This is a genomic window from Acanthopleuribacter pedis (genome assembly GCF_017377855.1).
Lineage (GTDB): Bacteria > Acidobacteriota > Holophagae > Acanthopleuribacterales > Acanthopleuribacteraceae > Acanthopleuribacter > Acanthopleuribacter pedis.
Genome location: NZ_JAFREP010000010.1, coordinates 194,251 through 219,578, shown reverse-complemented (window position 1 = coordinate 219,578; position 25,328 = coordinate 194,251). Strand labels below are relative to the sequence as shown.

At 58.3% G+C, this 25,328-nt stretch carries 15 protein-coding genes; 8 read left to right on the top strand and 7 right to left on the bottom strand.

Features of this window, described 5'->3' with window-relative positions; translation table 11 throughout:
* The first annotated feature begins 399 nt into the window (after positions 1-399).
* Both J3U88_RS34990 and J3U88_RS34985 read left to right on the top strand, forming a co-directional pair.
* Complete coding sequence (locus J3U88_RS34990) at positions 400-1,941, top strand: ATP-binding protein (protein ID WP_207859160.1); 1,542 nt, start codon at positions 400-402, stop codon at positions 1,939-1,941.
* Positions 1,942-1,973: 32 nt separating this feature from the next.
* Entirely contained in the window at positions 1,974-2,681 is a 708-nt protein-coding gene (locus J3U88_RS34985; RefSeq protein WP_207859159.1) for a response regulator, read from the top strand.
* Between the two features lie 90 nt (positions 2,682-2,771).
* Here J3U88_RS34985 and J3U88_RS12785 read toward each other — a convergent pair whose 3' ends face one another.
* The 3 genes from J3U88_RS12785 to J3U88_RS12775 form a co-directional block, all read right to left on the bottom strand.
* Complete coding sequence (locus J3U88_RS12785) at positions 2,772-4,955, bottom strand: lactonase family protein (protein ID WP_207859158.1); 2,184 nt, start codon at positions 4,953-4,955, stop codon at positions 2,772-2,774.
* 514 nt (positions 4,956-5,469) lie between these two features.
* A complete protein-coding gene (locus tag J3U88_RS12780) occupies positions 5,470-6,183 on the bottom strand; it encodes a hypothetical protein (RefSeq protein WP_207859157.1) in 714 nt (237 codons plus the stop codon).
* Positions 6,184-6,665: 482 nt separating this feature from the next.
* Positions 6,666-8,798: a TonB-dependent receptor plug domain-containing protein gene (locus tag J3U88_RS12775; RefSeq protein WP_207859156.1), complete on the bottom strand. Its 2,133-nt coding sequence runs from the start codon at positions 8,796-8,798 to the stop codon at positions 6,666-6,668.
* Positions 8,799-9,133: 335 nt separating this feature from the next.
* Between J3U88_RS12775 and J3U88_RS12770 the strand changes: the two genes are divergently transcribed.
* On the top strand, positions 9,134-10,000 hold the full coding sequence (locus J3U88_RS12770; RefSeq protein ID WP_207859155.1) for a hypothetical protein: 867 nt from the start codon (positions 9,134-9,136) through the stop codon (positions 9,998-10,000).
* A 75-nt stretch (positions 10,001-10,075) separates the two neighbouring features.
* Here the strand turns inward: J3U88_RS12770 and J3U88_RS12765 are convergent, their stop codons facing one another.
* The gene (locus J3U88_RS12765; RefSeq protein WP_207859154.1) at positions 10,076-10,696 is read right to left on the bottom strand and encodes an NAD(P)-dependent oxidoreductase; all 621 of its coding nucleotides are present in this window, start codon (positions 10,694-10,696) and stop codon (positions 10,076-10,078) included.
* Positions 10,697-11,068: 372 nt separating this feature from the next.
* Here J3U88_RS12765 and J3U88_RS12760 point away from each other — a divergent pair, with 372 nt between their 5' ends.
* Positions 11,069-12,100, top strand: coding sequence for a LysR family transcriptional regulator (locus tag J3U88_RS12760; protein WP_207859153.1), 1,032 nt, complete (start codon positions 11,069-11,071; stop codon positions 12,098-12,100).
* 289 nt (positions 12,101-12,389) lie between these two features.
* Here the strand turns inward: J3U88_RS12760 and J3U88_RS12755 are convergent, their stop codons facing one another.
* A complete protein-coding gene (locus J3U88_RS12755; protein ID WP_207859152.1) occupies positions 12,390-13,676 on the bottom strand; it encodes an MltA domain-containing protein in 1,287 nt (428 codons plus the stop codon).
* A gap of 381 nt (positions 13,677-14,057) precedes the next feature.
* Between J3U88_RS12755 and J3U88_RS12750 the strand changes: the two genes are divergently transcribed.
* Positions 14,058-14,996, top strand: a complete 939-nt coding sequence (locus J3U88_RS12750; protein ID WP_207859151.1) for a hypothetical protein — start codon at positions 14,058-14,060, stop codon at positions 14,994-14,996.
* Between the two features lie 358 nt (positions 14,997-15,354).
* Positions 15,355-17,448, top strand: coding sequence for a choice-of-anchor I family protein (locus J3U88_RS12745; protein WP_207859150.1), 2,094 nt, complete (start codon positions 15,355-15,357; stop codon positions 17,446-17,448).
* A gap of 688 nt (positions 17,449-18,136) precedes the next feature.
* Here the strand turns inward: J3U88_RS12745 and J3U88_RS12740 are convergent.
* The gene (locus tag J3U88_RS12740) at positions 18,137-20,455 is read right to left on the bottom strand and encodes a glycosyl hydrolase family 18 protein (RefSeq protein ID WP_207859149.1); all 2,319 of its coding nucleotides are present in this window, start codon (positions 20,453-20,455) and stop codon (positions 18,137-18,139) included.
* A gap of 1,021 nt (positions 20,456-21,476) precedes the next feature.
* Between J3U88_RS12740 and J3U88_RS12735 the strand changes: the two genes are divergently transcribed.
* Positions 21,477-22,736, top strand: a complete 1,260-nt coding sequence (locus J3U88_RS12735) for a trans-sulfuration enzyme family protein (RefSeq protein WP_207859148.1) — start codon at positions 21,477-21,479, stop codon at positions 22,734-22,736.
* Positions 22,711-24,201: a PLP-dependent transferase gene (locus tag J3U88_RS12730; RefSeq protein WP_207859147.1), complete on the top strand. Its 1,491-nt coding sequence runs from the start codon at positions 22,711-22,713 to the stop codon at positions 24,199-24,201. The genes J3U88_RS12735 and J3U88_RS12730 overlap by 26 nt, the downstream gene beginning before the upstream one ends.
* 71 nt (positions 24,202-24,272) lie before the next feature.
* On the opposite strand, the gene J3U88_RS12725 is transcribed toward J3U88_RS12730, so the two are convergent.
* Positions 24,273-25,016 carry an SDR family oxidoreductase gene (locus J3U88_RS12725; protein ID WP_207859146.1) on the bottom strand — a complete coding sequence of 248 codons (744 nt, stop codon included), beginning with the start codon at positions 25,014-25,016 and terminating at the stop codon, positions 24,273-24,275.
* Between the last annotated feature and the right edge of the window lie 312 nt (positions 25,017-25,328).

The window sequence follows — 25,328 nt, the reverse complement described above, 5'->3', positions numbered from 1 at the left end:
CCTTGTGCGTACGAAGATGACGACCAAGCCGCGGCACAGGGGGCCGACCTTTCGCGGGTCCGACCTTTCGCGGGTGCAGGGCTGGGCCGAAGTCGGCTCGGCCGAGTAACGCGGATGGCCGCCCCGCGGATGGCCGCCCCGCGGAAGGCCGCCCCGCGGAAGGCCGCTCCCTCGTCATCGCATGGCTTTCGGCTTCGTAGCAGAATTCCTTGTGAGAAATACGGGCTAGCTCTTGGTTGAGAATCTTTTGGATTCACAGTATCTTGGGAGAGGTTTCACAACACCCGGGTTGATTTGGCCCGCGGCGAAAAGCTTTGGTTGTGCGGCGTTCGGCCGTTTTTTCCTGAAACCCCAGGTCCTTGCTGTTTCACAATTCCCTCTAAAAGTGAGAGCCGGCTCGTGCAAGCTAAAAAAGTGAAGTTCCGACTCAAAATGTTTACCAAGCTGTTTTTGGCGCTGATGCTGAGCAGTGGGGCGATTTTGGTGTCGATGGGGGTTTTCCTGCACTGGAGCCTCGGCCATTCCTTCTCCGAGTTTTTGGACGGAGAGGAAATCCAGGCGCGCCAGGTCCTTATCGAACGGCTGCAAAATGAATTTGCGGTCTATGGTTGGGAACGATTGCGCGACAACCCCAAGTTGTGGCACGAACTGCGCCGCGGCACGGTCGACGGCGGTCCCGCCGGCCCGCGTCCTTCCGATCCCTTCAGCAGCGAACGCGGCAGCGAAAACGAAGCCTGGCGCGCGATGGTGGACGAAAAAACGCCGCCTGAAGGGCAACCCAAAGCGCCCGACGGCCCACCGCCCGGAGGCGGTCCCCCCGGTATCGCGCGGCTGGTTGTGCTCGATGCCGACAAACGCGCGGTGATGGGACCCCCGATGATGGATCGCGAACTGATCATGGCGCCGATTCTTGCCCAGGGTCGGACCATCGGCTACCTCGGCATTAACCCGGCGCGTAATCCCCTGGACAATGCCGGTTATACCTTTGTCAGCCGCCTTTACCAACGTTTTTACCTGGCCTCGGCGGTGATGCTGGTGCTGGCGGCGGTGGTGGCCTTCTTCCTCGCCACCCACTTTTCCCGACCGATCAAAGATCTGGCCAAAGCGGTTCACGCCATCGCCTCCGGGAATTACGACCGTCGCGTTTCGGTGGCCCGCGGCGACGAGTTGGGTCAGTTGGCCCACGATTTCAACTTTCTCGCCACCACCCTCGAACAGAACCAGCGCGCCCGCGAGCGCTGGATCGCCGATATTTCCCACGAGCTGCGCACGCCGCTGGCGGTGATGCGCGGCGAATTAGAAGCGATTCAGGACGGCGTGCGGCGGCCCGACTTGGACAGTGTCAACTCGCTCCACCACGAGGTGCTGGTGCTGGCCAAAATCGTCAACGACCTGTACGAACTCTCGCTTTCCGACATGGGCGCGCTTAACTACAAAAAAGAAACCCTGCACCCCAACGAGGTGCTCGATGCGGTGGTTCATCTGTTCCAACCACGGGTGGCCCAGCGCGACCTGACCTTGGAACACGTCGACAAGTTGCCCCAGGATATCGGCATCTCGGGCGACCGCCAAAGGCTGACGCAGTTGTTCTCGAACCTGCTGGAGAACAGTTGCCGCTACACCAACGCGGGCGGGGTGGTGCGGGTTACCGCGGAGATGGGCGAGGACAAGGTGGTGATTACGCTGGAGGATTCGCCGCCCGGCGTGGCGCCCGAAATGTTGCCGCGCCTGTTTGACCGCATGTTCCGCGCGGAAATTTCGCGCTCGCGCAAACACGGCGGCGCCGGCTTGGGTCTGGCCATTTGCAAAAACATCGTCGAGGCCCACGAGGGGCATTTGGCGGCCAAAGCCTCCCAGCTCGGTGGTTTGGCGGTTGCGATTTCGTTTCCCGTCGAACAATGGACATGGACCCATCACGGAGAAAACGAAATTGTGCGATGATCTTAGGACTTGAAGTGAGTGAGGAGTAACCTGTGAGCGAAGATCAAAACAAAGGGCCGTTAATTGTGGTTGCCGAGGACGAGCCGAAAATTGCGAAATTGTTGACGGATTACCTCAGTGCCCACGGTTACGAAACCAAGTGGATTGAGAACGGCGCCGAGGTGGTGCCTTTTATCAAAAAAGAATCGCCTAGCTGTCTGTTGCTCGACATTATGTTGCCGGGCAAAGACGGGATGACGATCTGCCGTGAGTTGCGGTCTTTTACCCAGATGCCGATTTTAATGTTGACCGCGCGCGTGGAAGAAATAGACCGCGTGTTGGGTTTGGAACTGGGTGCCGACGATTATATTTGTAAGCCGTTCAGTCCGCGTGAGGTGGTTGCACGGGTGAAAACGGTGTTGCGCCGGTTTAAACCCGCCGCGGCGGGCGCGGAGGCGGCCGAGGGCGAGGACAATCCCTTTAGGGTGGATGAGGAACGCCGTGAGATTCACGTCAAGGGTAAGCTGTTGAGTTTGACGCCCAACGAATACACCATTCTGTTGGTGTTGTTAAAATCGCCGGGTCGCGTTTTTTCCCGTGATCAATTGGTCGACCAACTTTACGATGATTTCCGAGCCGTGACCGACCGCACCATCGACAGCCACGTTAAGAACTTGCGCAAAAAAATCGCGGCCTGCATGCCGGATGTGGAAGTGATCCGCTCGGTGTACGGGGTGGGTTACAAGATGCAACTGCCTTAGACGAACCATCGTTTCAGGACGGATGACGGTTTTTCGCCGGTCCCAACGAAAAAAGAACCGGCAACCCGTCCTTGGGTTGCCGGTTCTTTTTTATTCGTTTGCCGCGTCGCTCAGGACGGTATCCAGGAAAAAACTCACGGTTTGGTCTTCTTGGGCCGGAACAAAAACCGTGGGTTCCGTGGGATGCCAAGCCATGGCGGTGATGCCTTGCAAGCGAATGCCCCGACGGCGAACGTCCGTTACGCTTTGGGTGGGGGTCCAGGTACCGTCGCGGCGTTCCACCGCGGTGATGGTATTCAGCCTGCTGTTGGCGATCAGTGCGTGGTTTTCCCCGATCAGTACCGGGCCGTCGCTGCCGAAGCGGTAGGTGGCGTTGTCCGCGAGCAAGGTGTTTTCGATGAGGCTGCTTTGAGCCGAAACCCAATCGTAGAGGGCGATGCCGTCCTTGCCGCGAATCCAGAGTTGCCCGCGGCGGTCGTCGAAGGCGAGTGCCGTGGCCAAAAAGTCGGGTGCTGTTTCGAACAAAGCTTGTTGTGTCCAACGTCCAGAAGCGTCTCGGGGGAAAACGGATACGGTTCCGTCTTCAGCGAGCACGAAGAGGGTATCGTCGCGGTTGAGCGCGGCGGCATGTGCGCCGGCCAAAGGCCCGCTGCCGCTAGCGGTTCCTTGATTTTGCTCGGTGAGGGTACCGTCCTCAGCACGGGCAAAGATGCGCAAGTCGCCGTGATGGTCGATGCTGAGCAGCGCGTCCTCGTTTTGGGTTAAGAACATGGACGCGCCGGGCACGTGCGTCGCTTGGGGGTCGCCAATCATGTGGGTGGCAAGCAAGGCGAGTTCGCCGTTCGCGGGGTTACGGCTTAAGTGGCGGATGGTGGCGCTGTTTTGCACGTACATCGCGCGGCCGTCGGCGCTGATCAACAGCCGTTCAAAGATGTGGGCCGATGCGGTTTGATCGCACTGGATATTGGCGCGGAACTGGAACCAACCGCCGGCGGGATTGTGTTGAAAGTGGGTCAAGCCGTGTTCGCCGTTGCTCACGTACATATCGGTTCCGTTGGGGGCGATGGCGATGTGGCGCGGGTTCCTAAAGCCTTGCCAGCCGAAGCCGCCGCTGAAGTCGAGCAGTTGCCGCGCGGCCGTCGGCTCGTTGCGGTTGTTCCAAACCTGGAGGTTTTGTCGTTCGGGGAAGGTGACCAATTGTTGGTCCAACCACAAGAAGGAAGCGGCGTTGCCCGCGCCGGGTTCGTCGCTTTGTGCCGCGACGATTCGCGTGGGGCCGTGTGGAAAGGCGGTTTCTACCGCCGTCATGTAGGGGCCGTGGAAGGCGAAATAGCGGTCTGCATCTTCATCAAAGGCGACTTTTTGCACGAGGTTGCCCTCGAGGTCGTCGCCAACAGGCAGGCTGGTGCGACGGAAGTCGGCGACCGTTGCCCGGTCTAAATCGAGCCACAGTTCGTAAAGGGTTGGGTGTTGCTTGCCGGTTAACAGCACATGGCGTCCGTCGCGGCTGAACCGTGCAAACTGGAGGGCGTTGCCTTCCTCAATGAAGCGGCGGTCCAAGGTGATGGTTGTGGCGGTGATTGGTGCGAACTGTTCACCCAGTTGGATGATGCTCAATGCCGCGTCGTCGCGATGGTAGGCGATCAGGCGGTCCCGTTCCGGCAGCAGATGGATTTGATGGATGGTCGGCAAGGTAGGCATGCCGACGGGTTGGTCGTAGTAGTTGCGGTAACGTTGTACGGTTGTGAAACGACCGCTAATGCGCTCCCTCTTGGCGATGCCCGCCACGTCGCCGACCAAAAACAGCATGAAGTCGTCGTCAACAAAATGAATCTGGTCGTAGCCCGAATGGTACTCGTGGAAGCTTAAGCGGAGCTTGCCGGTTTCTTTATCAACCACATAAATGGTGAGACCGCCGCTTAAGCTTGTGGGCGTGCCTAAAGCGTAGAGATGGTAGCCGTCGGGGCTGAGAATCAAGTCGAACATGCGGCTGACAAAGCCGTTCCCGTCCAGCACCTGGACGAGTTCGGGTTGTTGGTCGGGGCCGTTGTATTTTAGAACGTTGAGCGCCAACCGGTTGCGTTGGGAATCTTGGCCCAGAATGTAGAGGAAGCGACCGTCGTCGCTGCCGACCGCGTCAACAACGGAACCGAGTTGGATGTCGCCTTGGCCGAAATAACGGCTGTCCCATTGGATAAGGTCGGCTTGGAGTGGCGGGAAGCAGGAAAATAACAACGCGGCGAATAGCCAGGCGGTAGAACGAAAAGAAAACATGATGAACCTCGTGGTTGGGGCCTTTGGTGAAATTCGGCAAGGATCGCGTTTGGGTTGGGTGTTACCGACCTAAATGCCGTTTAAAGCGCTGAACCACCCGAGAAAAGAATCGTTGGAGCCCGCATTGCTCATGGTTGCGCCGACGCGTGCGAACATGCCGCGCCATGCACCCATCAGCATTACGTGATCCCGCGCCCCCATTGTTCTCTCAGGGGTTTCTGCCGCGTGGCAGCCTTTGGGTGAATGCGGGCGATGGCGGGTGGGTTTTAGGATTGGTTACCGCGCTTGATACGAATGAGCTATAGAAATAGGAGCCGAATATGGCTCAAGGTATGGAACCCGTGTATGGGCGATTTGTTGTAGAGCAGGAAGGATGCCAAGCGTTTTGCGCTGCATTCCGGGTGCCGCCGGACGGCCGAAATTTCGGTATACTTGAGGTAAAGTTTGTAAATAAGCATGTTATGAAGGCTGCTGTTTTGTGATAATTACAGCGTCTCTTGCTGGGGTGACAGTCTCATGCCGTCGGCGAATCGGCTTTCTGATTGAACTGAGCCCGTTGCGAAGTGGAAATCTGTGCCTTGGGACGGTGTTCGAGGATGAAGCGGTGGGCTTCCTCGGCATGGGCAAACCAGCCCAATTCGCGAAAGGCGAGGGCGCACCAGGTGGCGCTGCGACCGTGGCCTTGGGCGCAGTGGACGAGGACTCGGGTGCCGGGTCCGATGTTGAGGCGATGCAGTTCCTGTTCGTCGGGTGGATGGGTCAGGGCGACGGCGTCCAGGTTGGGGATGGCGAAATAGTTGCCGTCGCGGACCGAGGCGCGGGGAAATTCGGCGGTGAGATCAATCAAGACATCGAACTGATCGCCGGGGTAGCGACGGCCCGGGTAACAGCCAACGGCCCAGCCGGTCGTGCCCAGATTACTAAGGGCGGGTTCGCGACTGAACCGTTGCTGTAACCACCAAATGACCCAACTAAACAAAAGCCAGGGCAGATTGACCGCGAGCAGTAGGGGGTTGATCCGACCCGCGCGGGTTTTGCCGAGGATGAGACGGGGGCGATTGAGCCAATAGGCGAGGCTCATCAAGTTGGTATTGAGACAGAGCCAGGCCCACAGGATTTGCCGCGTTTCGGATGGTGTTGCCAAGGCTTGCCAAAAACACACGGCGGTCAGCAAGCTGAAAAAACTCGCGACCATGAAACGCGATTGATGCAAACGAAACCACGCCATTGCCACCCCCTTATCGCGTGGCAAAGATGGTACCACGGGGGCGGGCGGTTCAGGCTTAACGGCTTTGTTTGCCAAAAAGCCTGAAACCACTGGGCAAGCGTTGCCCTGCCGGTCGACCGTGGGAACGGCATAACTTCGTTTAGCCCGCAGTTCTCACGAGGATTCGTCGCGAGAAGCAGAAAGCCTTGTGAGTACGAAGATTGCGACCGAGAGACGACATAGGGGTCCGACCTTTCGCGGGTCCGACCTTTCGCGGGTCCGACCTTTCGCGGGGCCGACCATTCGCGGGGCCGACCATTCGCGGGGCCGACCATTCGGCGTAGCAGCTGAGGCGAAGGCGGCTCGACCGAGAAATGCGGATGGCCGCCCCGCGGAAGGCCGCCCCGCGGAAGGCCGCCCCGCGGAAGGCCGCCCCGCGGAAGGCCGCCTCCTCGTAATCGCCTGGGTTGCCCCGTAGCAGAATTCCTTGTGAGAAATGCGGGTTAGAAGCGCAGGTTGAAACCGCCGAGGACTTGGCGACCGATGCGGTCGGTGTAGAGGAACTCGCGCGCGTCGTCGTCATTGAGGTTGCGGATGTTGAGGAAGACTTCGCCCCTTTTGCCGAAGGTGTAGGTCAGTTTGGTGTTGGCAATGATTTTGGATTCCAGATCGATCTGTTCAATCACCTGTTTCATGACGCCGCCGTCGTAGGTGTACAGGTTAAGGTTGAAGTGCCATTTGTTGAAGCGCTGATCGAAGATGATGCCGCCGTAAAATTCGGGTGTTGCGCCTTCGTTGAGATCGATCAATTCACGGGGCGGTAAACCGGGTGGCGGTGGGGGTGGGCCGCCGTCGCCGTCGGGTGGCGGGCCGTCACCACCCGGCGGTGTGTCCGGTGGTTTGATGTGGTCGTTGATGCGGGTGTCGGTGAGGGTGACGAAGGCGCGTACATAAGATGTTTCGGTGATGGAGCGGGTCAAGCTGAGGGTGGCCCCGGTCAGTTCCGGTTCGACGGGTAAGTTGTCGAAGACACCGGTGGTGCGAAAGAATTCCCCGTCGGGACCGGCGAAAATCAAATTCACGTCGCTGTAGTTCTCATTGCGCGCATAAAAGGCTTCCACCTCGAATTGCGCTTTGGCGGAGGGTTGGTAGCGCCAGCCGATCTCCAGGGATTCACTGGTGAGTGGGTCCAAATCGCGGTTGCCGCGCAATTCGAACAGCAACCCGGTAGGCGTGGTGAAGGCGGTGTCTTGGAAGGTGTCGATGATAAAGGGTGCGCGGTTGGATTTCCCGTAGGTGAAGCGCAGGTTCTGTTTTTCGTCGGGGCTGTAGCTGACCGCCAGTTGGGTGGAGACCTCGGTGGTGTCCGGCGTGTCGTATTGGTCGGCGCGCACCGCGGCAATGACGCGCATGGTTTCGCTGGGGTTCCACTCGGCGCGCAAGGAGGCGGCGACGGTGGTCATGTCCTGCTCGCCCGCGATAAAAACACCGTCGTAGGTGGCTTTGCGGTAGCTGAGTCCGGGTCGGATCGAGAATTGGTCGTTGACGCTGTGATCGTATTCAAGGACGGCGTCCAGTGTATCGAACTCCCAGGCCCAGCCGGCGACACCCAGGGCCTCTTGATCGCCTTGTAACCAAGCGACGTGGGCGCGGAAGCCGCCTTTCTCCGCTCTGAAATCGACAAAACGGGTTTCCGAGGTGGCGGTGTTTAACGGGGTCAGGCCGTTTTCAAAGTAGGCCTTTTGAACCTCGCTTTCTTCAAAACCAAAACCGAGGTCATAGCGCCATTCGTTGTTGGGGGTAAACTGGAACAGCATGGTGGCGGCTTGGTTGTCCTGGGCCAAGGCCTGATCGGGGAAACGGATCGGGGCGAGGGGAGAGGGTTGGCGGGTATCGAATTCGACCAAGTCCAGCGCGGAGGCGACGTCGCGACCTTCGACCAAGCTGTAGTAGGTGCTGTCGGTGCGTTCGCGGCCCTCGTGGCGGGCGGTGAGTTGCCATTGGAAGCGCTCAGTCCGATAGCTGCTCCGCAGGGATGCCAGCTGGGTCTGATCCTGGCCGCCTTCGACGTGGATTGAGCTGTGCCAACCGTCGGCCTCCGACTTTTTGGTGATGATGTGAATGACACCGGCGGCGGCGTTGGGACCGTAGAGCGGGGAGGCGGGCCCGCGGACGACTTCAATCGCTTTGACATCCTGGAGTCCCACGGGTAGGGTCTCCCAAAAAGTGCCCCCGGCAAAGTAGTTGTAGACAATGCGGTTATCGATCATGACCAGGGTCAGGGTGTTGGCCAAAAACGGTAATTGCGAGTCGGGGGGTACGTTGTCGAAACCGCGTACGTGCACATCAAAATTACCCGAGGCTTGCTCACGCACGATCAGACCGGGTAACAAACGCAGGGCTTCACCCCAGGAGGTGGCCCCGGCCCGCTGAATTTCATCGCCGGTTAAGGTGGAAATCGCCAAAGGTGCCTGGAGCAGGCGTTCCTCCTTCTTGGAAGCACTGACAACCGTCACTTGAAGCAAGTCTTCGAGACTCATGTCGAGAAAATCTTGATCGAGTGCGGCATCAATGGCGGCAACGGGCAGAAAAACAAAAAAGGCGGTAAGGCTGAAGACAAAGGACCGAGCGGTCATGAGATAACTCCTGAATGCGCTGACGTGCGGCACCTGAAGCGGTGTCACGGGTCGAGGAAGGTTAGATGGCGAGATGCTTTGAGTTATCCTTCGGTTGCGTGAGCTGTTGTAGTTAATTTCTTGGCTAAAGAATTAACGGTTTTGTGTGAGGTGTAGTGTTGGAGGTGTTTTCCGAATGCTTCTGAGTCGGCTCCCGGCTTAAGGTGATGGCATGTTTGGCCCGACAGGACCCTTTGGATTTGTCTTTCAACCAAAATAGCTGAATGGATTCTCCCATGTGGTCGATAGATCATCTTTAGCCGGTAGTGCGGTCATCCTAAAACAGAGGTTTTGCCATGAACGAACCAAACCCATCGCAACCACCCGCGGGGAGACGCGAGGCATCGCCCTATGAGGGACCGGAGACAGCGGCGCCGATGGAGACCGGAAAAAAACCACGGGCGCTTTTTTCTCTATTCGTCGACGGGCTCTTGGTACTAACCGCGAGTTTCTTTGTGTTTATCTACCTAGCGGGCCATTTTGTTGAGGTGATGCAAACACACCCCGGCGCTTTTGGCTACGGGTACTTTGTGGGATCGCTGATTTTGCCGGTGACGGCGTTAGTGTTTCTGCGCACGGTGAAGGGGTGCAGCGTGCGCGCCCTGTCTTTTGTGATCATTGCCTTTGTGTTTTTTTTGTTTTTAATGGAAGTGGTCAAAAACGTCCAGGAACAAGCCCAGGCGGCGGTTGGGAGGGAAAAGGGAGAGATCGAACAGGTTTATGTTTTGAATCGGGCATATCAAACGGTGGTTCCCGACGGTTGGCGTCAAGATGCTTCGATTCGGCCGAGTGCCGATGTCACCATGGTTGATCATCAATTGGGTGCGGCTTGTAGTATTTCCGGGCAGGCACGGTCCGATCTTCCCGCTGGATTAACGCTCGAGCAGCATGTTGAACGCTTGCGAAAAGCCTTTGTAGAAGATGAAGTGGAGACAAGCGTTTCCGAGGTGGACGCACGGCAGGTCGGTGGTATGCCCGCGCTGGGGTTTCGGGCAACTGAAAAAACCACGGAACACACGATCACCTACTGGGTGGTGGTGGTTGAAACCCCGGACTATTTTATTGAATTTTTTATGTGGGCTGAAATGGACATTTTTGTCATGGTTGAAGAACGGTTCAAAAACATCCTTCACTATTTTGAGCGCACCCCCGATTCGCCTTAAAGGTTGATCCTGCCGTTCAAGCGGCAAGCGGGGATTCTGGTTTTCAAGTGAAGGCGCCCCGCTTGCCGGCGCTGCTTAATAGGCAACGGAAAAAAGTTGGCGTGGATGGGCGGGTTGCTCGACCTCGTTCATCAGGGCGACGGCGTAGTCCTCGGCGCTGATGCGGCTTTGACCCTGGTCGTCGACCAAAAAGGTGCGCCCACCGGTGCGAAATTGGTTGGTACGCGTGCCGGGTGCGATTTCCGCGGCCGGTGCGAGGACGGTGTAGTTTACCGTGCTCGCCGCGATTTTTTCGAAGGCGGCGCGCATGCCTTTGGCCTCGGCGGTGTAGGGTTCGGGCACCACGTTGGCGACTGGGGTTCCGTCCGGCAGGTTCAGGGAACCCGCGCCGCCGACCAAAACCAAACGGGTGGTGCCGACCCCGGCGATGAGGGCGTCCGCGTAGGCGAGGGCTTCGGTTTCGGGGTTACCGGTGTTGCGGGGGCTGACGGCTGCAACGACCACATCGGCCCTGGCGGCCAGTTCTTGGAAGCGCGGCGCGTCGGCGAGGTCAAACGCCGTGGGCGCCACCTGTTGGTGGGGCGTGACGCGCTCGGGGTTCCGTACCGCGGCGGTGACGGCGTGACCGCGCTGTTTGGCTTCCTCCAAAATACGTGAACCAATCATACCGGTGGCACCAATTAACAAGATGTTCATCACAGACTCCTTGGGTGGCCCGCACTGCTCACGAGGAATTCAGCTTCTCGCGACGAATCCCCATGCGCAATGCGGGTCAGCCCGCAATTCTCACAAGGAATTCTGCTACGAAGCCGAAAGCCATGCGATTACTTCGCTTTCTCGGTCGAGCCGCCTTCGCCGTAGCGCTGCTACGCCTGTGCCGTCTCTCCGTCGTAATCTTCGTACTCACAAGGCTTTCAGCTTCTCGCGACGAATCCTTGTGAGAATTGCGGGCTAGTTTTTGGCGGCGGGTTCGCTGACCCGTGCCTTGCTTGACCCTCAATCTACGCTTGAATCCGTGTCAAAAAAAGAGATACATTGGAAATACACTGTCAACTAGAAGGTGACGATATGGCCCATCAACGCGCCAACCTCAACCGTTTGCCGTATTTTGCCGCGGTGGCTGAAACGGGGACGATCACCGCCGCGGCGGCGCGCTTGGCTGTTTCCAAGGCGGTGGTCAGCAAACAGATCCAGCAGCTTGAGGCCGAATTGGGCGTGACCCTGTTGGTGCGCACAACCCGGCGGTTGCATTTAACCGAGGCGGGCAGGGCCTTGGCGGGGCGGGCGCGGCTGATCCTGAACGAGGTGGCGGCGGCCTATGAGGAAGTGGCCGCCGGGGCGGAAGAACCGCGCGGCACCTTGCGGGTGACGGCGCCGTTGGGATTTGGCATGCAGGTGGTGGTGGGTGCGGTGGCGGCGTTTCGCACGCGTTACCCCAAGGTTCGCATCGCCCTCACGCTCAGCGATACCACGCTGGACGTGGTTGAAACGCAGCTGGATTTAGCGGTCCGGGTGGGTTGGTTACGTGAAAGCAGCCACAAGGCACGCAAGCTCTGCGATTTCAGGGAAATTCCCTTCGCGAGTCCGGCTTTTTTGGCGGAGCATGGACCGATTGAAACGCCGGCGGATTTGGCGGCATTGCCGTTCATCGAAAACCGCGTCCTGCCGCATCCCACCCGTTGGACCTTTTATGACAAGGCGGAACAAAGCCACCAGGTCACCTGCGAAGCGGCACTGAGTTTTGATGCGACCCCGGCGATTCGCTCGGTTGTCGCGACGGGTGTCGGCTTCGGTATTTTGCCGGACTTCGCGGTTTTGCCGGCGATAGCCGGCGGGGAATTGGTACGCCTGCTTCCCGATTACCACTTGCGTCAAGGCGGTGTGTACTTGGTGTTCCCCAATCAGCGTTTCCGGTCGGCGGCTTTGGTGAAGTTTTGCGAGCTCCTAACCACCCATGTCAACGAAACAAACGGTAGTACGCCTCGTCAAGCAGCGTACAGACCGCCAAAAGAAGCAACGGCCGAAACAATCACGGAAGCATCAAAAACAGAGGAAGCAACGGCCCAATCAACGTCGGGAATCGGCAAAAAAGGGTCGTAGACCAGGGCCGCATCCTGCCCCAGCCCAGAAGGGAGCAAAGCCGGGATACCAACAGCAGCCAACCCGAAACGACAAAGCCGTATCTTCAAACCATCCTGCAAAAAAAAAGCCGGTGGATCTGAAAACCACCGGCAAGTTAACGCGAATGCGTTAGGAGTTTACAAGCTCCCTTCAAAATGCTCTACCACTGATACACTCACCAAAAAGCCACGAACCGTCCGCAAAAAAATCAAAAAAGTTTGAAAGAAATGCTAACACGCATAAAGCAAGTGGTTTGGCGTGTTGGGGGTTATTCCGCCGAGGCGCTGATTTTGGGTTTGAGGATCAAAAAGTAGACGTGGCCTTGTTTGTCCTTCAAAAAACCGGCGTCGCGCAGGGCTTCGTCGCCCGCGCCCATAAACACATCGACATGGTTTTCGCGAATGGCGCCGCCGGTGTCCTGGTCAATGGCAAACCGGCCGAAAGGCTCGCGGTCCGCCGTGCTTCGCTCGATGGTTCCCTGCACAAATGCCAGCATGCCGCCGCCAAAGTACTTCTTGTCGAAGGCCAGCGAGCGTTTGGTGGTGACCGGGAATCCAAGTGAACCGTGGGGGAAGAGGTCCGGCTGTAAATCGGGATAGGTGCGGCCGTCGGATTGGTAAAAGACGTAGCTTGGATTTTGGAAGCACCAGCGTGCCACCTCGTCGGGGTTGGCGGCGAAATAATCGCTGAGTGCCTGCATCGACATGTTTTCGCGGGTGATGTGGCCGGCTTCAATCAGTAACTTGCCAACGGAGACGTAGGGCAGCCCGTTTTTGCCTGCGTAGTTGAGTTTGACGTATCGATCATTTTCCAAGCGTACGAAGCCGCCGCCCTGAACATGGAACGAAAATAGGTGCCAGTAATCCTTGAGGTACACCAATTCCAAACCGCGGCCGGCGAGTTTGCCCGCGCCGTCAATCGCCGCGCGGTCGTGGTAGGGCACCACGTTGCGGCCCTCCAGGCGGGCCATGACCGCGGTGCCGCGCAGGCTGGAGCCAGGCTGAAGGAAACGGGGTTCGAACTGGTCGACGCGGATTGTGAGTAAATCCTTGGGGCGTTGGTACAGGGGGAAGCGGTATTCGGTGTCCGCGCGATGTCGGCCGTCGAGGACCGGGGCGAAATATCCGGTTAACAAAATGTCGGGTGTCCCGTTGTAGGTCCATTGGTACAGGTCGAACTCGGCCTGGAGCGCGTTCTGCAGTGCCTCGGGTTGTTCCTTGTGGGCCAGCCAGATGTCGCGGAAACGGAGCAGGGTATCGCGGAGCCGATCCCGTTCGACCCGATGGGGTCCCACCGTGCAGGTCCAATCCGCGGGCTTGCGTGCCAGCCAGGCCGCTTGTCGGTCGAGGGCACGGACCATGGCGTCGTGATCCGCGTCGTCGCGCAGGAGCGGCCAGTTGTCCACCAAAACGAATTGGTGTCCTTGCGGCGGTAGCGGTGGTTCCGGTGCCTCGGGTTCAACCTTGGGTTGGGGTGGTTTGCCGCAGTGGAGGAGCAGCAAGACGGCGAGCGCCGCGAGGGTTCGGGTGATCGGAACCAGAGCACGGAGATTCATGGGGATCCTTCATATTAAATAGAGTGGCAACGCGGGTGATGGACAATGGAGCCGACCATAACACGAACTTATCAAAAACTTCTCATCCTGTGCGTACGTAGCAAATTTACGCGAAGCGTTTAATATTCTGCGATCTTTTACACTTCCTTTTGGCGGAATTTCTGTAAGAATGCGCTTTAGGTTATAAGGCCCTCCTACCTGAACTGAGCCGGCACTACGGTGAAGCCCAAAGCCCTTTGGGGGTAATACCGCGTCCTCCCCTCGCGAGATCGGACCCAGCCGAGCAGCTTAGATCAGGTTCCATAACATGCCCACCCAACACCGCCGCGCGGTGTTCGGCAGACCCAGAGCAACAACGCCGGGTGGGTTGATTGAGGCACCATGCAGCGAACCCCTTATCAACTCAGCGGTCGAATCGGCCCTTTGTATCCTGTTTGTTTGTTCTTCGCCCTGCTTGCGGCCGGCGCGGGTGGTTACCTGCACGGCTTCGCCACGGTTCATAATCCGGTGTTCGGATTGGGTTCCCTGGTGCTTGCCTTGCTGTTGGGGTACGGGGTGGGCTGGGCCACGGCGCTCGCCGGTTGGTGGGGCCGCTGTCGCAACCGCATGATTCCTTTTGTGATGGGTGGCTTTCTCGCCACCCTGGCCCTTTACATTTCATGGGCGACGGCGTTGTTGATCAGTCACAACGGGCTGAATACGGTGTCCCCTCTACCGGTTGCGGTGCTGATCCAACAACCCGAGTATTGGTTTGTGATGATGCTGGATGTTGCCCAAAACGGATGGCCCTCCCATTTCCACCACCGTCCCCAAAGTGCCTACCTCTGGTTGTTCTGGTTGGTGGAATGGGTGGCCGTTGTGTTGCCCGCGGGGATGCGGGCGGTCGGTTGCCGCCGCGTGTTCTGTGAATCATGCCGCGTTTGGTTGCCGGAACCACGGCGGTTTTATCTTGCCGCCGCCAAGGAAGACGAGGTCGATCTCGAAGCACTGGCCGAGCCGCGTTGGTCTTATTTGACCAGGCTGCATCCCGCCATCAACCGCGCCTTGCAATCCCATGTCCTGCTCACCCTTTTCCGCTGTCCCCGCTGTCGCGAACGCGGTGCGTTTGGGGTGCATTTGGGGCTGGCTTGCAACCATCCGAAAAGCGGGGTTGAAATTGATTACCGGCCGATGACCCGTCTGACCACGCTCCAGGCGGAAGATTTGGGACCGATGACCCAACTCGAAGACCAGCACAGCCCGGAACAAACTGGTGGCAAGGTTGAACCCTTGTCGTGGTTGGGGGACCGGCGCTTGGGGATACACTCTCTGTTCCATTAGCGCGGGCTAGGTGCCCTGCATGGGACCACGCTGTCGCGATCTACAGGGTTGATCACGGTACCCTCATGAAATTTTCACGGTGGGGCTGGATACTTGGCTGTTTTTTCGGGTACCCCACCAACTTCTGAGGATTGGCTTGTTTTATTGCAGGCATTCCTCGGAAAGGTTTGGGTCGCCGGCTCGGTTATTCGCCGAGCCGGATTCGTACGGGCCGTCTTCCGGCCGCGCCACCCGCTTTTATGTGGCATCACCCACCGGGGGGTCACCAACCCGGTCGTTCCTCGCCGATCAGGAATCAAGCGGGGAACCCCTAGTATTTCAAGACACCCAATCGCTTCATCCACTGGAGATTCGTTCTATGAAAAATGTCTGTCTCTTGTTGTTCAGCCTTATGGCTTTTTTGTGTTTCGTCAGTGCCGGCACGCCGATTAGCCTGTCGGTCAAGGGCACGTACGCTACCGGGATTTTTGACGATAGCGCCGCGGAAATTGTCGCCTTCGATGCCGCCACCGACCGTTTGTTTGTGGTAAACGGCGCCAGTGGCGCGGTTGACGTCCTCAATATCAGTGATCCTGCCAACCCCACCCTTGCTTTTACCATCGATATTTCCAGTTACGGGGATCAAGCCAACAGCGTCGCCGTTCACAACGGCACGGTTGCGGTTGCCGTGGCCGCGGATCCCAAAACCGACAACGGTGTGGTGGTGTTTTTTAACACCGGCGGCACCTTCCAAAGCCAAGTGACCGTGGGTGCGTTGCCCGACATGCTGACCTTCACGCCCGACGGCGGCAAGGTGTTGGTGGCCAATGAGGGGGAACCCAGTGACGACATCACCACGGATCCCGAGGGGTCTATCAGCATTATCGACCTCTCCGGCGGCGTGGCGTCCCTGACCCAGGGCAATGTGACCACCGCGGGATTTACCGCGTTTAACGGTCAAACCTTGGATGCGAGCATTCGCATTTTCACCCCCGGCGCGACCGTGGCTCAAGATTTGGAACCCGAGTACATCGCGGTTTCCGCCGATTCCGCGACCGCCTGGGTCGCGCTCCAGGAAAACAACGCGGTGGCCGTGGTTGATGTCAACGCCGGTACCGTGACCAGTCTGATCGGTCTGGGTTTTAAAGACCACAGCGTGGCCGGCAACGGTATCGACGCCTCCAACCGCGACGATGCGATTAACATCGCCAACTATCCGGTTTTCGGCATGTTCCAACCCGACGCCATGGTTGCTTTTGAGAGCGGTGGCCAAACCTATCTGTTTACCGCCAACGAAGGCGATAGCCGTGACTACGGCGGTTTTAGCGAGGAAGAACGCGTCGGCGATTTGACGTTGGACCCCACCGCGTTTCCCAACGCCGCTACCCTGCAGGAAAACGAAAACCTGGGTCGTTTGAAAATCACCACCACCTTGGGTGACACTGATAACGACATGGACTACGACGAACTTTACGCCTACGGTGCCCGTTCCTTCTCCGTTTGGAACGGCGCTACCGGTGCCTTGGTCTATGATTCCGGCGATGATTTGGAAGTTTTGACCTCGACCCAATTGGCGAACAACTTCAACAGCAACAACGACGACAACGATTCATTCGATTCGCGCTCCGACGACAAAGGTCCCGAACCCGAGGGCGTGGCCGTGGGTCAAATCGCCGGTGTCAACTACGGTTTTGTGGGCCTGGAACGGGTGGGCGGCATCGCGATGTACAACCTGGCCACGCCAACGGCGCCCGCTTTTGTTACCTACATCAACAACCGCGATTTCAGTGCCGACGCTGAAACGGCCGCGGCCGGTGATCTCGGCCCCGAGGGCTTGACCTTCATCTCCGCCGCCGACAGCCCCACCTTGATCCCGATGTTGGCGGTTGGCAACGAGGTCAGCGGTACCACCACCTTGTTCGAGGTTGGCTTGGCTTGCGCCACGCCCACGGTTGACCTGGCCCCGGTTGGTCAAAACGGCATCACCATTAACGGCAGCTACGATTGCGCCTACGACGTGTTGATCACCCAGCCGGGTGGCGCCAGTTCGATCCAACGGGTGTTGGTCGGTGCGGGCGGTACGGCCACCATCGACATGATGATCACCGACGGCCTTCAGGTTGAGGCGGGTGCGCCCGGTAGCCTGTGTGCCGAACCGCGCATTAGCAACCTGGGTGCGATCGGCACCACCGGGCTGACTGTTTCCGGCACCGCCGGTTGTTCCTACGATGTACGCATTACCAACGCGGACGGTACCGTGACCGTTGAGCGCGTGACCATCGGCGATAACGGCACGGCTGAATTAAATGTGTTGATTCAACCCGATGCTTTGTACGAGGTTGGTCAAGCCGGTGCCGGTAACTTCGGCGGCGCGGTGCAAACGGTGCCTACCTTGGGCGAATGGGCGTTGATCGCAATGGTCCTGTTGATGATGGGAAGTGTGATCTACTTTCGTCGCCGTCACGCTGCTTAAGACCAAACCAAAACCGTAAACAAGGAAGGCCGCGTAGGGACGCGGCCTTTTTTAATGAAAGAAGGGCAAAGAAGTGAGGCCGCGTAGGGACGCGGCCTTTTTTAATGAAAGAAGGGCAAAGAAGTGAGGCCGCGTCGGACCGCGGCCTTTTTTAATGAAAGAAGGGCAAAGAAGTGAGGCCGCGTCGGACCGCGGCCTTTTTTAATGAAAGCAGGGCAAAGAAGTGAGGCCGCGTAAGACCGCGGCCTATTTTAATGAAAGAAAGGCAAAAAAGTGAGGCCGCGTCGGACCGCGGCCTTTCATATATTATGTGGTGCGACCACGCGGGGAGGCGGCCGCACCAGGTTCGTTCACCGGCAGCGGCTGATGGTGCCGATTTGGGTGGCAAACGCACCAACCGTCTGGCGGCTGGGTCCGCGGAAGGCGGCCTGGTCGGGTCCTTGAAACGCGGGGTCGTCGTCCAAGATGTTTGTCCCTATCGGTTAGGGCGGCACTGATCAGGGAGCGCAGCAGGCCGGCGCTATCGGTTTTGTCGAAAAGGGCGTTGATCTCCAGCAGTACCTGGCAAAGTCTCGCGACCGCGGGGGACACCCCAAAAAGAAAAAAGGGTTACCGAGCTTGCGTTCGGTAACCCTTTTGGTTTGTGGCTTAGCCCTGGCTACCCGTGGCGGCGGGTAGCAGCGCGGTTTTAGGGATTCAACCCTTTGTGGATGGTATCGGTCAGGGAGTCGGGGCCGAAGCTACGGTCGTCCGCCGAGATTTCCCAGAACATGATGCCGCCCAAGCCGCGACGTTTCAGGTAGTCCAGCTTGAGGTTGAGGGATTCCTTGTCCTCGTAGCTGATGAAGTGACCGCCGTGTTGGCTGGGGCTGTACAGGTAAGGCGCCTTGGCGACGTCGTCCCAGTAGCGGGTGTAGTTGCCGCTTGCCGCGAATTCCGCGATTTGCCAGTAGTCGTTGACGCCGGTGGCGCCGGAGGCCCAGTCGTCCCAGGTGCCCGGCGGTACGCCGTCGCCTTCCTGGAACAAGCCGCCGTCCGTGGCCGGCACACCTTTCCAGGCGCGACCGTAGAAGGGGATACCGATCACGAGTTTGTCGGCGGGTGCGCCGCCGCGCAGGTACTCGTTAATCGCCGCGTGGGTGTTGTACTTGGCGCGGATTTCGGGGTTGGGGTTGGGATCGTTGGGGTTGGCGTACAGCGGGGAATGGTGGTTGGCCGTGTTTTCCCAGGCGCCGTGGAAGTCGTAGGTCATCACGTTGATGAAATCGAGGATGTCGGCCATGGCGGCCACTTCCAGGTTGGCGACTTTGTCGTAACCGGCGCCGACCGCTACCGTCAGCAAGTAGTCTTTGCCGGTTTCGGCTTCCAGACCGTCGAGTTGGCGGCGCAGTTCGGCCAGCAACAAGGTGTAGTTACGCTTGTCTTCCGGGCGGTAGACGTTGCTGGGTAAACCGCCGCCGACTGGATATTCCCAGTCGAGGTCGACACCGTCGAATTGGTAGGTGCGGATGAAGTCAATGCAGGAGGCCGCGAATTTGGCGCGCGAGGCGTCGGTCAGGGCCGCATCGGAAAAACGTCCCGACCAGGTCCAACCGCCGACCGAGATCAGCGTTTTGAGGTGGGGGTAGCGTTCCTTGAGTTTGATGAGCTGGTTGAAGTTGCCGCGGATCGGTTGATCCCAGGTGTCGCCGGGATAGGATTTTTCCACGTCGGCCCAACTGTCGCCGATTTGGATGACGTTGTCGCTGGAGATGTTGGCGAAGGCATAGTTGATGTGGGTGATTTTGTCGCCGGGGATGTCGGCTACTTGGAAGTTGCGGCCGTAGATGCTCCAGGCGGTGTAGTACGCAACCACACGTCGTCCGTAATCGCCGCCGCCGTCGCCGCCATCGGAACCGTCGCCGCCGTCGCCGCCGTCGGAACCGTCGCCGCCGTCGGTGCCGTCGGAACCGTCACCACCATCGGTACCGTCAGAGCCGTCGCCACCATCGGAGCCGTCGCCACCGTCACCACCATCGGTGCCGTCGGAACCGTCACCACCATCGGTGCCGTCAGAGCCGTCGCCACCGTCACCACCATCGGTGCCGTCAGAGCCGTCGCCACCATCGGAGCCGTCGCCACCGTCGCCGCCGTCAGAACCGTCGCAGCCGGTTTGGCCGACCAACCGCATCGCGCGGGGTTGGGGAACCTCACGGCCTGTATAGGTGCCGTTGAAACCGACCGTGGCCGTGGCGCCTGGGGCCAGGGTGTTGTTCCAGGAAGTGGGACGTACCTCATAACCCTCGGGGCCCATGGTCACCGTGCCGTTCCAGTGAGAACCAATCTGGACATCATGGTCGACGACCAGGGTCCAGTCGGTCAAGGTTTGGTTGGAGTCGTTGACAACCACATATTCGCCGCCGAATCCGCCGCTCCATGAGGAGGAGACATTAAAGCGTGTGGTCACGCAGGAACCACCGTCGCCGCCGTCGGAACCATCGCCGCCGTCGCCACCGTCGGAACCGTCGGAACCATCGGAACCGTCGGAACCATCGGAACCATCGGAACCGTCGGAACCATCGGAACCGTCGGAGCCGTCGCCGCCGTCACCACCATCACCGCCGTCACCACCACCGGGGGCTTGGCCGTTGAGACGGTAGTTGGTGGGTGTGCCGCGTACATCGCCGGGGCTGCCGTTCCAGCCTACGCTGACCGAGGCACCGGGTGCGATGGTGGAACCCCAGCTGGGTCCGGTTAGGGTGTAGCTATTGGCGCCGTCACTGCTGAGTGACGCGTTCCATGCACTGTCGATCCGGTAATCGAAATCAAAACTGAGTTCCCAGTTGTTGATGGCGTCCCGGCCGGTGTTGGTGATGGTCAATTGACCGGTATGGCCGCTACCCCAGTCCGAGGCAACGTTAAAATCTACTTTATATTCGATGCTTTGAGCATTTAAGGAAGCCGTGACCAACAGCAGGCACAGCAATCCCGTCAGCCGACCGTGAAGGCGGCGAAAAGGAACCAACATGTTTCTCTCCTCAAAGAAAGGCAATTGGAGACCGCGTCGAAGCGCGGTCGGCGGTGCGTTGTTCTCCCAAAGAAACCCAGGGGGTGGGTGTTCCTAGGAACATTGTGAAACGAAAGGCACCGCGGAGATGTTTTTTGTTAAGCAACAGAACGAAAGGACAACCCCGTGAGATGGTCGGCTGAAAGCGAAGGACCAAGCGAGAAAGGGCGGCATTCGGCAGTTGTTGCTACCGCTTTACAATCGCTTTTTTAGGGCGGGAAATCTGTGATTGCGGCCACGTTCGGCCTGACCTGGCGAGAGTTTGTTTAATTAAATAACAAAAAAGACAAAGGTCAAGCGTAAATTTCACCTTGAGGTAGGGATAACTCGGGCAAGGAACCGATTTTGGGGTCATTATCAAAGCCCATTTTGGTCGATTCTTTGGTGTTAAATGTCATATAAGCCAGAGTTTATGTGTGGGTTTGTGATTTCTGCTGTTTGTTCCTTAGCTTTACAAAAAAAAGTTTTTGCGTTTGCCGCTTCCCATTCCCGTGGGCCGCTTTTTTTGTTCAGCCACGAAAAACCGAGATGTTCGGCGACTTGGGGTTGTTCCCTCGCGTTCCTTTCGTTATACTGCGAGCCATTATGTTAAGGAGTCGGGCCGTGGTACAGGTTGTTCTCATTCGCCAATCCCTATTTTTTCCCACCTGCTACCCATCTTTTGTGATGTGATGCCCGCGTTTGCCGGCCTCTTCCCGCTTTACCCACCCCGACCCTCACCCTAACCTTCGAAACACCGCATCCTTCCCCCAATCGATGGGGTGTTTCATCCGAGAACCATTCCCCAATGCGTGTGTCTGTTTCCAGGACCAAACCCTGACCCGTCGCCGACACCCCGCCGGTGACCGTACCCGATACATCCATCGTTGTTTGCCGTCTGTTCCCCCAAGCGTTCGGCATGAAAGACGTTCCCTGTGACCCGTTCCGCCGACGGGGCCACCTGCGAGCGGCGGCCTTCGTTGTATCCCTGTCGAGGACGAACATGAGCACTGAATTCGACGCCCTTTTCCCCGAGAGCGACGTACCCTTTCCGTATCGCTGCAGCAACATCGACCCCAACCGCAAGCGCGAACCCGAAGGTTTTGCGACCCGGTCCATTCACAACGGCGGCGATTACCGCGACCAAACCGGCGCCGTGACCCCACCCATCTACGCCACGTCCACTTTTGAATACGGCAACGCCGGCGGTTTTGACTACACCCGCAGCGGCAATCCCAACTTCCGCAACCTTGAAAGTGTGCTGCAGTCCCTGGAGAAAGCCGAATATGCGACCGTCTTTTCCAGCGGCGTGGCCGCGATTACCGCGGTGGTTTCCACGCTTCAGTCCGGCGATACCGTGCTTGCCGAGGAAAACGTTTACGGCTGTACCTTCCGCCTGTTTGACCGTGTCTTTAAAAAATTCGGCGTTGACGTAACTTATATGGATTTCACCGACGAGGCCAATTTTGAGGCGATTGAACGGCTGCGTCCGCGCCTGGTTTGGTTGGAATCACCCACCAATCCCTTGCTTAAAATTATCGATATCGAACGCGCCGCCGTTCATTGTCATCGCGCCGGCGCCACCCTGTTGGTCGACAACACCTTTGCCAGCGGTTTCACGCAGCAGCCGCTTCAGCTTGGTGCGCACCTGTCGCTTTCCAGCACCACCAAATACATCAATGGGCACTCCGACTGCCTGGGCGGTGTGGTTTGTACCAACGATCCCAAGTGGGCGGAGGAGTTGGTGTTCGCCCAAAAAGCACTGGGCCTCAATCCTTCACCCTTCGACACCTGGCTGATTGCCCGCGGCGTGAAAACCCTGGCGCTGCGGATGAAACAGCACCAGGCAAACGCGCGCGGTTTGGCGGAATGGCTCGAGAAGAAGCCGGGGGTGAAGTGGGTGCGTTATCCCGGCATTCCTTCGCACCCTGACTATATGCTGGCGTGTCGCCAGATGCGCGGTGGCGGCTCGGGTGTGGTTGTCGCGGATTTGGGCTTGCCCCTGGAGCAGACCCGCGCCTTTTTGCAGCAGTTGCGATTCTTTAAAATGGCCGAAAGTCTCGGCGGCGTCGAGTCGCTGATTTGCCACCCGGCCTCCATGACCCATGCCTCGGTACCGCGCGAGGTGCGTGAAAAGGTCGGCATCACCGACGCCGTTGTGCGTTTTAGTGTCGGTATTGAAGAATTGGATGATTTGTTAGCGGACCTTGAAGCTGGATTTGAAAGGGTAGGAGCTTATGCGCGATCTTATCACCTCACCTAATTGGCGAGATTCCGACCTGGGGCTGCCGTTGCCGGATTCCGGTCACGCGGTTTCGGTTGCCATGCCGCGCTGGCGCGATGTGGTTGATTACGAGGAAGGCGAGGCGCGTGTTTTAAGCGCGCTGAGTTGCGGTTACCCGCGATTCGTGATTCACCCTTTGGTTGCGCGCCTCAATCACCACATCGCTCAAGAGCAGGCGACCTCGACCGAGGTCGTTTTCTCCTTTCCCTCGGCCGGCGTGGCCCGGCGGGCACGCCTGTATTTGAAACGCCGTGACGGGGCTGAATCCCGTGTGGTTGAAACCGGGTTCGGGGAAATCCACGCCTTGATTTGTGAGGCCGATCATTTTGACACTGTCAAAAGTTACTGGCAGCACAGCGGTGAAATTGTTAGCTCGCGCTGCGCCGAGCAGGCCTTGACCGATGAACCCGTGCCCCGTGCCGCGGGTTTGCAGGCCAAAAACGCCCTGCGCACCCAGATCGCCGCGTTGGCCGGGGTTGACGCCGGTGATGTGTTGTTGTTTCCCACCGGCATGGCCGCGATCACCTTCGCGCACCGCGTAACCGGCGCGCTTTTGCCGGGGGTTGCATCCTGTCAACTCGGTTTCCCCTACGTGGATACCCTGAAGGTCCAGGAGAAGCTCGGGCAAGGTGTGGTTTTTCTTCCCCGTGGTGATGCGTCCGATATGCAGGCCTTGGCTGATGCGCTTGGGAAAGGTGAGGTTGCTTCTGTTTTTACCGAATGCCCGGCCAATCCTTTGTTGACCACCGTTGATTTAGAGCGGGTCGCCGTCATGTGCCGCACGCGGCGCGCGCCCTTGGTGGTTGACGTGACCTTGGATTGTTTTGCCAACCTCAATCCATTCCCCCACGCGGACATCGCCGTGGTGAGTTTGACCAAATACTTTAGCGGTGTCGGTGATGTGATGGGCGGTGCGCTGGTACTCAATCCGCAAAGTGACCTGTACCGCGTGTTGCGCGGTCATTGTGACCATTTCTTTGAAGATTTGCTTTATGCCGGTGATGCGGTCGTGCTCCAGCAGTACGGGGCGGATTTTTCCGAACGTTTTGCCCGGGTTAATGAAACCGCCGCGCGGTTGTGCGCGCGCTTGGTCGCTCATGAAAAAGTGGCTGCCGTTCATTATCCCGCGCTGACCTGTCGTGAAACCTACACGCGTTTTTGTCGCCGTCCCAATCCGGGTTACGGTGGTTTGTTTTCGATTGAACTGGTCGACGGCGCGGAAAATGCCCCGCTGTTTTACGACCGCCTCGAGGTTTGCAAGGGGCCGAGTTTGGGCACCAACTTCACCTTGGCTTGTCCTTATACCTTGTTGGCCCATTACCACGAGCTCGATTGGGCCGCGACCTGTGGGGTGAATGCCCACCTGATTCGGGTTTCGGTGGGTTTGGAGTCCTTTGATGCATTGTGGGCTCGGTTCGAGGCGGCGCTGGCCACGCTCCCGTAAAAAAACGGCGCCGGTTGTGGAGACCGGCGCCTGAAATACGGAGGCAGGGTTGAGGATGGTTTTTGGGGGAATTATTCGCCGGAGAAGTCGGCGTCGATGACGTTTTCGGCGAAACTTTGGTAGGCCGCGCCCACCTGTTTGGCCATGGTGTCGGGGAATACGTGGAAGTCGCCGTTTTTGAACGCTTGTAGGGTCGCCTCGGTAACCAGGGTGGGCGGCTCGGCGACCTCGGTAAAGCCGGCGCTGCTCGCCATGTCGGTGGCGATGGGGCCGGGGTGAACGCTTACCACGATCGTGCCTTGTTCTTTAAGGGTGTCGCGCAGGCCTTGGGTGATGGAATAGGCCGCCGATTTGGATGCCGCGTAAGTGGCAAAGGCCGCGAAATTTTTCAGGGAAGCAACCGAGTTGAGGTTGGCCAAGGCGCCGCCGCCGTTTTTGGCGAGGATGGGGGCAAAGGCTTGAGCGACACGCAGCAGGCCCGCCACGTTGACGTTGATTTCCTCGCTCAGGGTGTCCAGCGCTTTTTCTTCCAGCGGGTTGGCGGTGCGCAGGATGCCGGCATTGTTGATGACGACGTCCACGTCGCTTGCCTCTTGTGCGGCGGCTTTTACGGTGGCGTTGTCGGCAACATCAAGGCGGACGGGAACCACCCTGTCACCGTATTTGGCAACCAGGGGTTGCGCGCTGTCCAGATTGCGGACTGCGGCGTAAACTTTGGCCGCGCCGTGCTCCAGGAAGGTTTCTACGTATTGTTTGCCGATGCCGCGGTTGGCGCCGGTGACCAGTGCTACTTTGCCTTGAATGTCAAAACTCATGTTGGGGCTCCTTGTGGGTGGGTTCCGTTTGACCGATTGGTCTAATTTAGATTTTATTAACGGTCAGCGCAAGCAAAAGTTTTCACTTTTTTAGACCATATTCTTCGCAGAATCATCAGCAACCAGGATGTGACTTTGATTCTCTTTAGATCACTCGCTTGTTTGAACAACAAAAAATGAATCACAAATAGTTGAAAAAGAGTTGTTTAAGTTGGGTTTAATGAGTGAGGGACGGTTGCATGAAAGCAAATTGAGGTTGAGTAGACCGGTTGGTTTAATATTTTCTTGAAATTGTCACTGGAATAGTTCCAT

Coding starts and splice junctions, on each gene's coding strand:
- J3U88_RS12785 (WP_207859158.1), bottom strand. CDS start 4,955: ATGTTTTCTTTTCGTTCTACCGCCTGGCTATTCGCCGCGTTGTTATTT.
- J3U88_RS12780 (WP_207859157.1), bottom strand. CDS start 6,183: ATGGCGTGGTTTCGTTTGCATCAATCGCGTTTCATGGTCGCGAGTTTT.
- J3U88_RS12775 (WP_207859156.1), bottom strand. CDS start 8,798: ATGACCGCTCGGTCCTTTGTCTTCAGCCTTACCGCCTTTTTTGTTTTT.
- J3U88_RS12770 (WP_207859155.1), top strand. CDS start 9,134: ATGAACGAACCAAACCCATCGCAACCACCCGCGGGGAGACGCGAGGCA.
- J3U88_RS12765 (WP_207859154.1), bottom strand. CDS start 10,696: ATGAACATCTTGTTAATTGGTGCCACCGGTATGATTGGTTCACGTATT.
- J3U88_RS12760 (WP_207859153.1), top strand. CDS start 11,069: ATGGCCCATCAACGCGCCAACCTCAACCGTTTGCCGTATTTTGCCGCG.
- J3U88_RS12755 (WP_207859152.1), bottom strand. CDS start 13,676: ATGAATCTCCGTGCTCTGGTTCCGATCACCCGAACCCTCGCGGCGCTC.
- J3U88_RS12750 (WP_207859151.1), top strand. CDS start 14,058: ATGCAGCGAACCCCTTATCAACTCAGCGGTCGAATCGGCCCTTTGTAT.
- J3U88_RS12745 (WP_207859150.1), top strand. CDS start 15,355: ATGAAAAATGTCTGTCTCTTGTTGTTCAGCCTTATGGCTTTTTTGTGT.
- J3U88_RS12740 (WP_207859149.1), bottom strand. CDS start 20,455: ATGTTGGTTCCTTTTCGCCGCCTTCACGGTCGGCTGACGGGATTGCTG.
- J3U88_RS12735 (WP_207859148.1), top strand. CDS start 21,477: ATGAGCACTGAATTCGACGCCCTTTTCCCCGAGAGCGACGTACCCTTT.
- J3U88_RS12730 (WP_207859147.1), top strand. CDS start 22,711: ATGCGCGATCTTATCACCTCACCTAATTGGCGAGATTCCGACCTGGGG.
- J3U88_RS12725 (WP_207859146.1), bottom strand. CDS start 25,016: ATGAGTTTTGACATTCAAGGCAAAGTAGCACTGGTCACCGGCGCCAAC.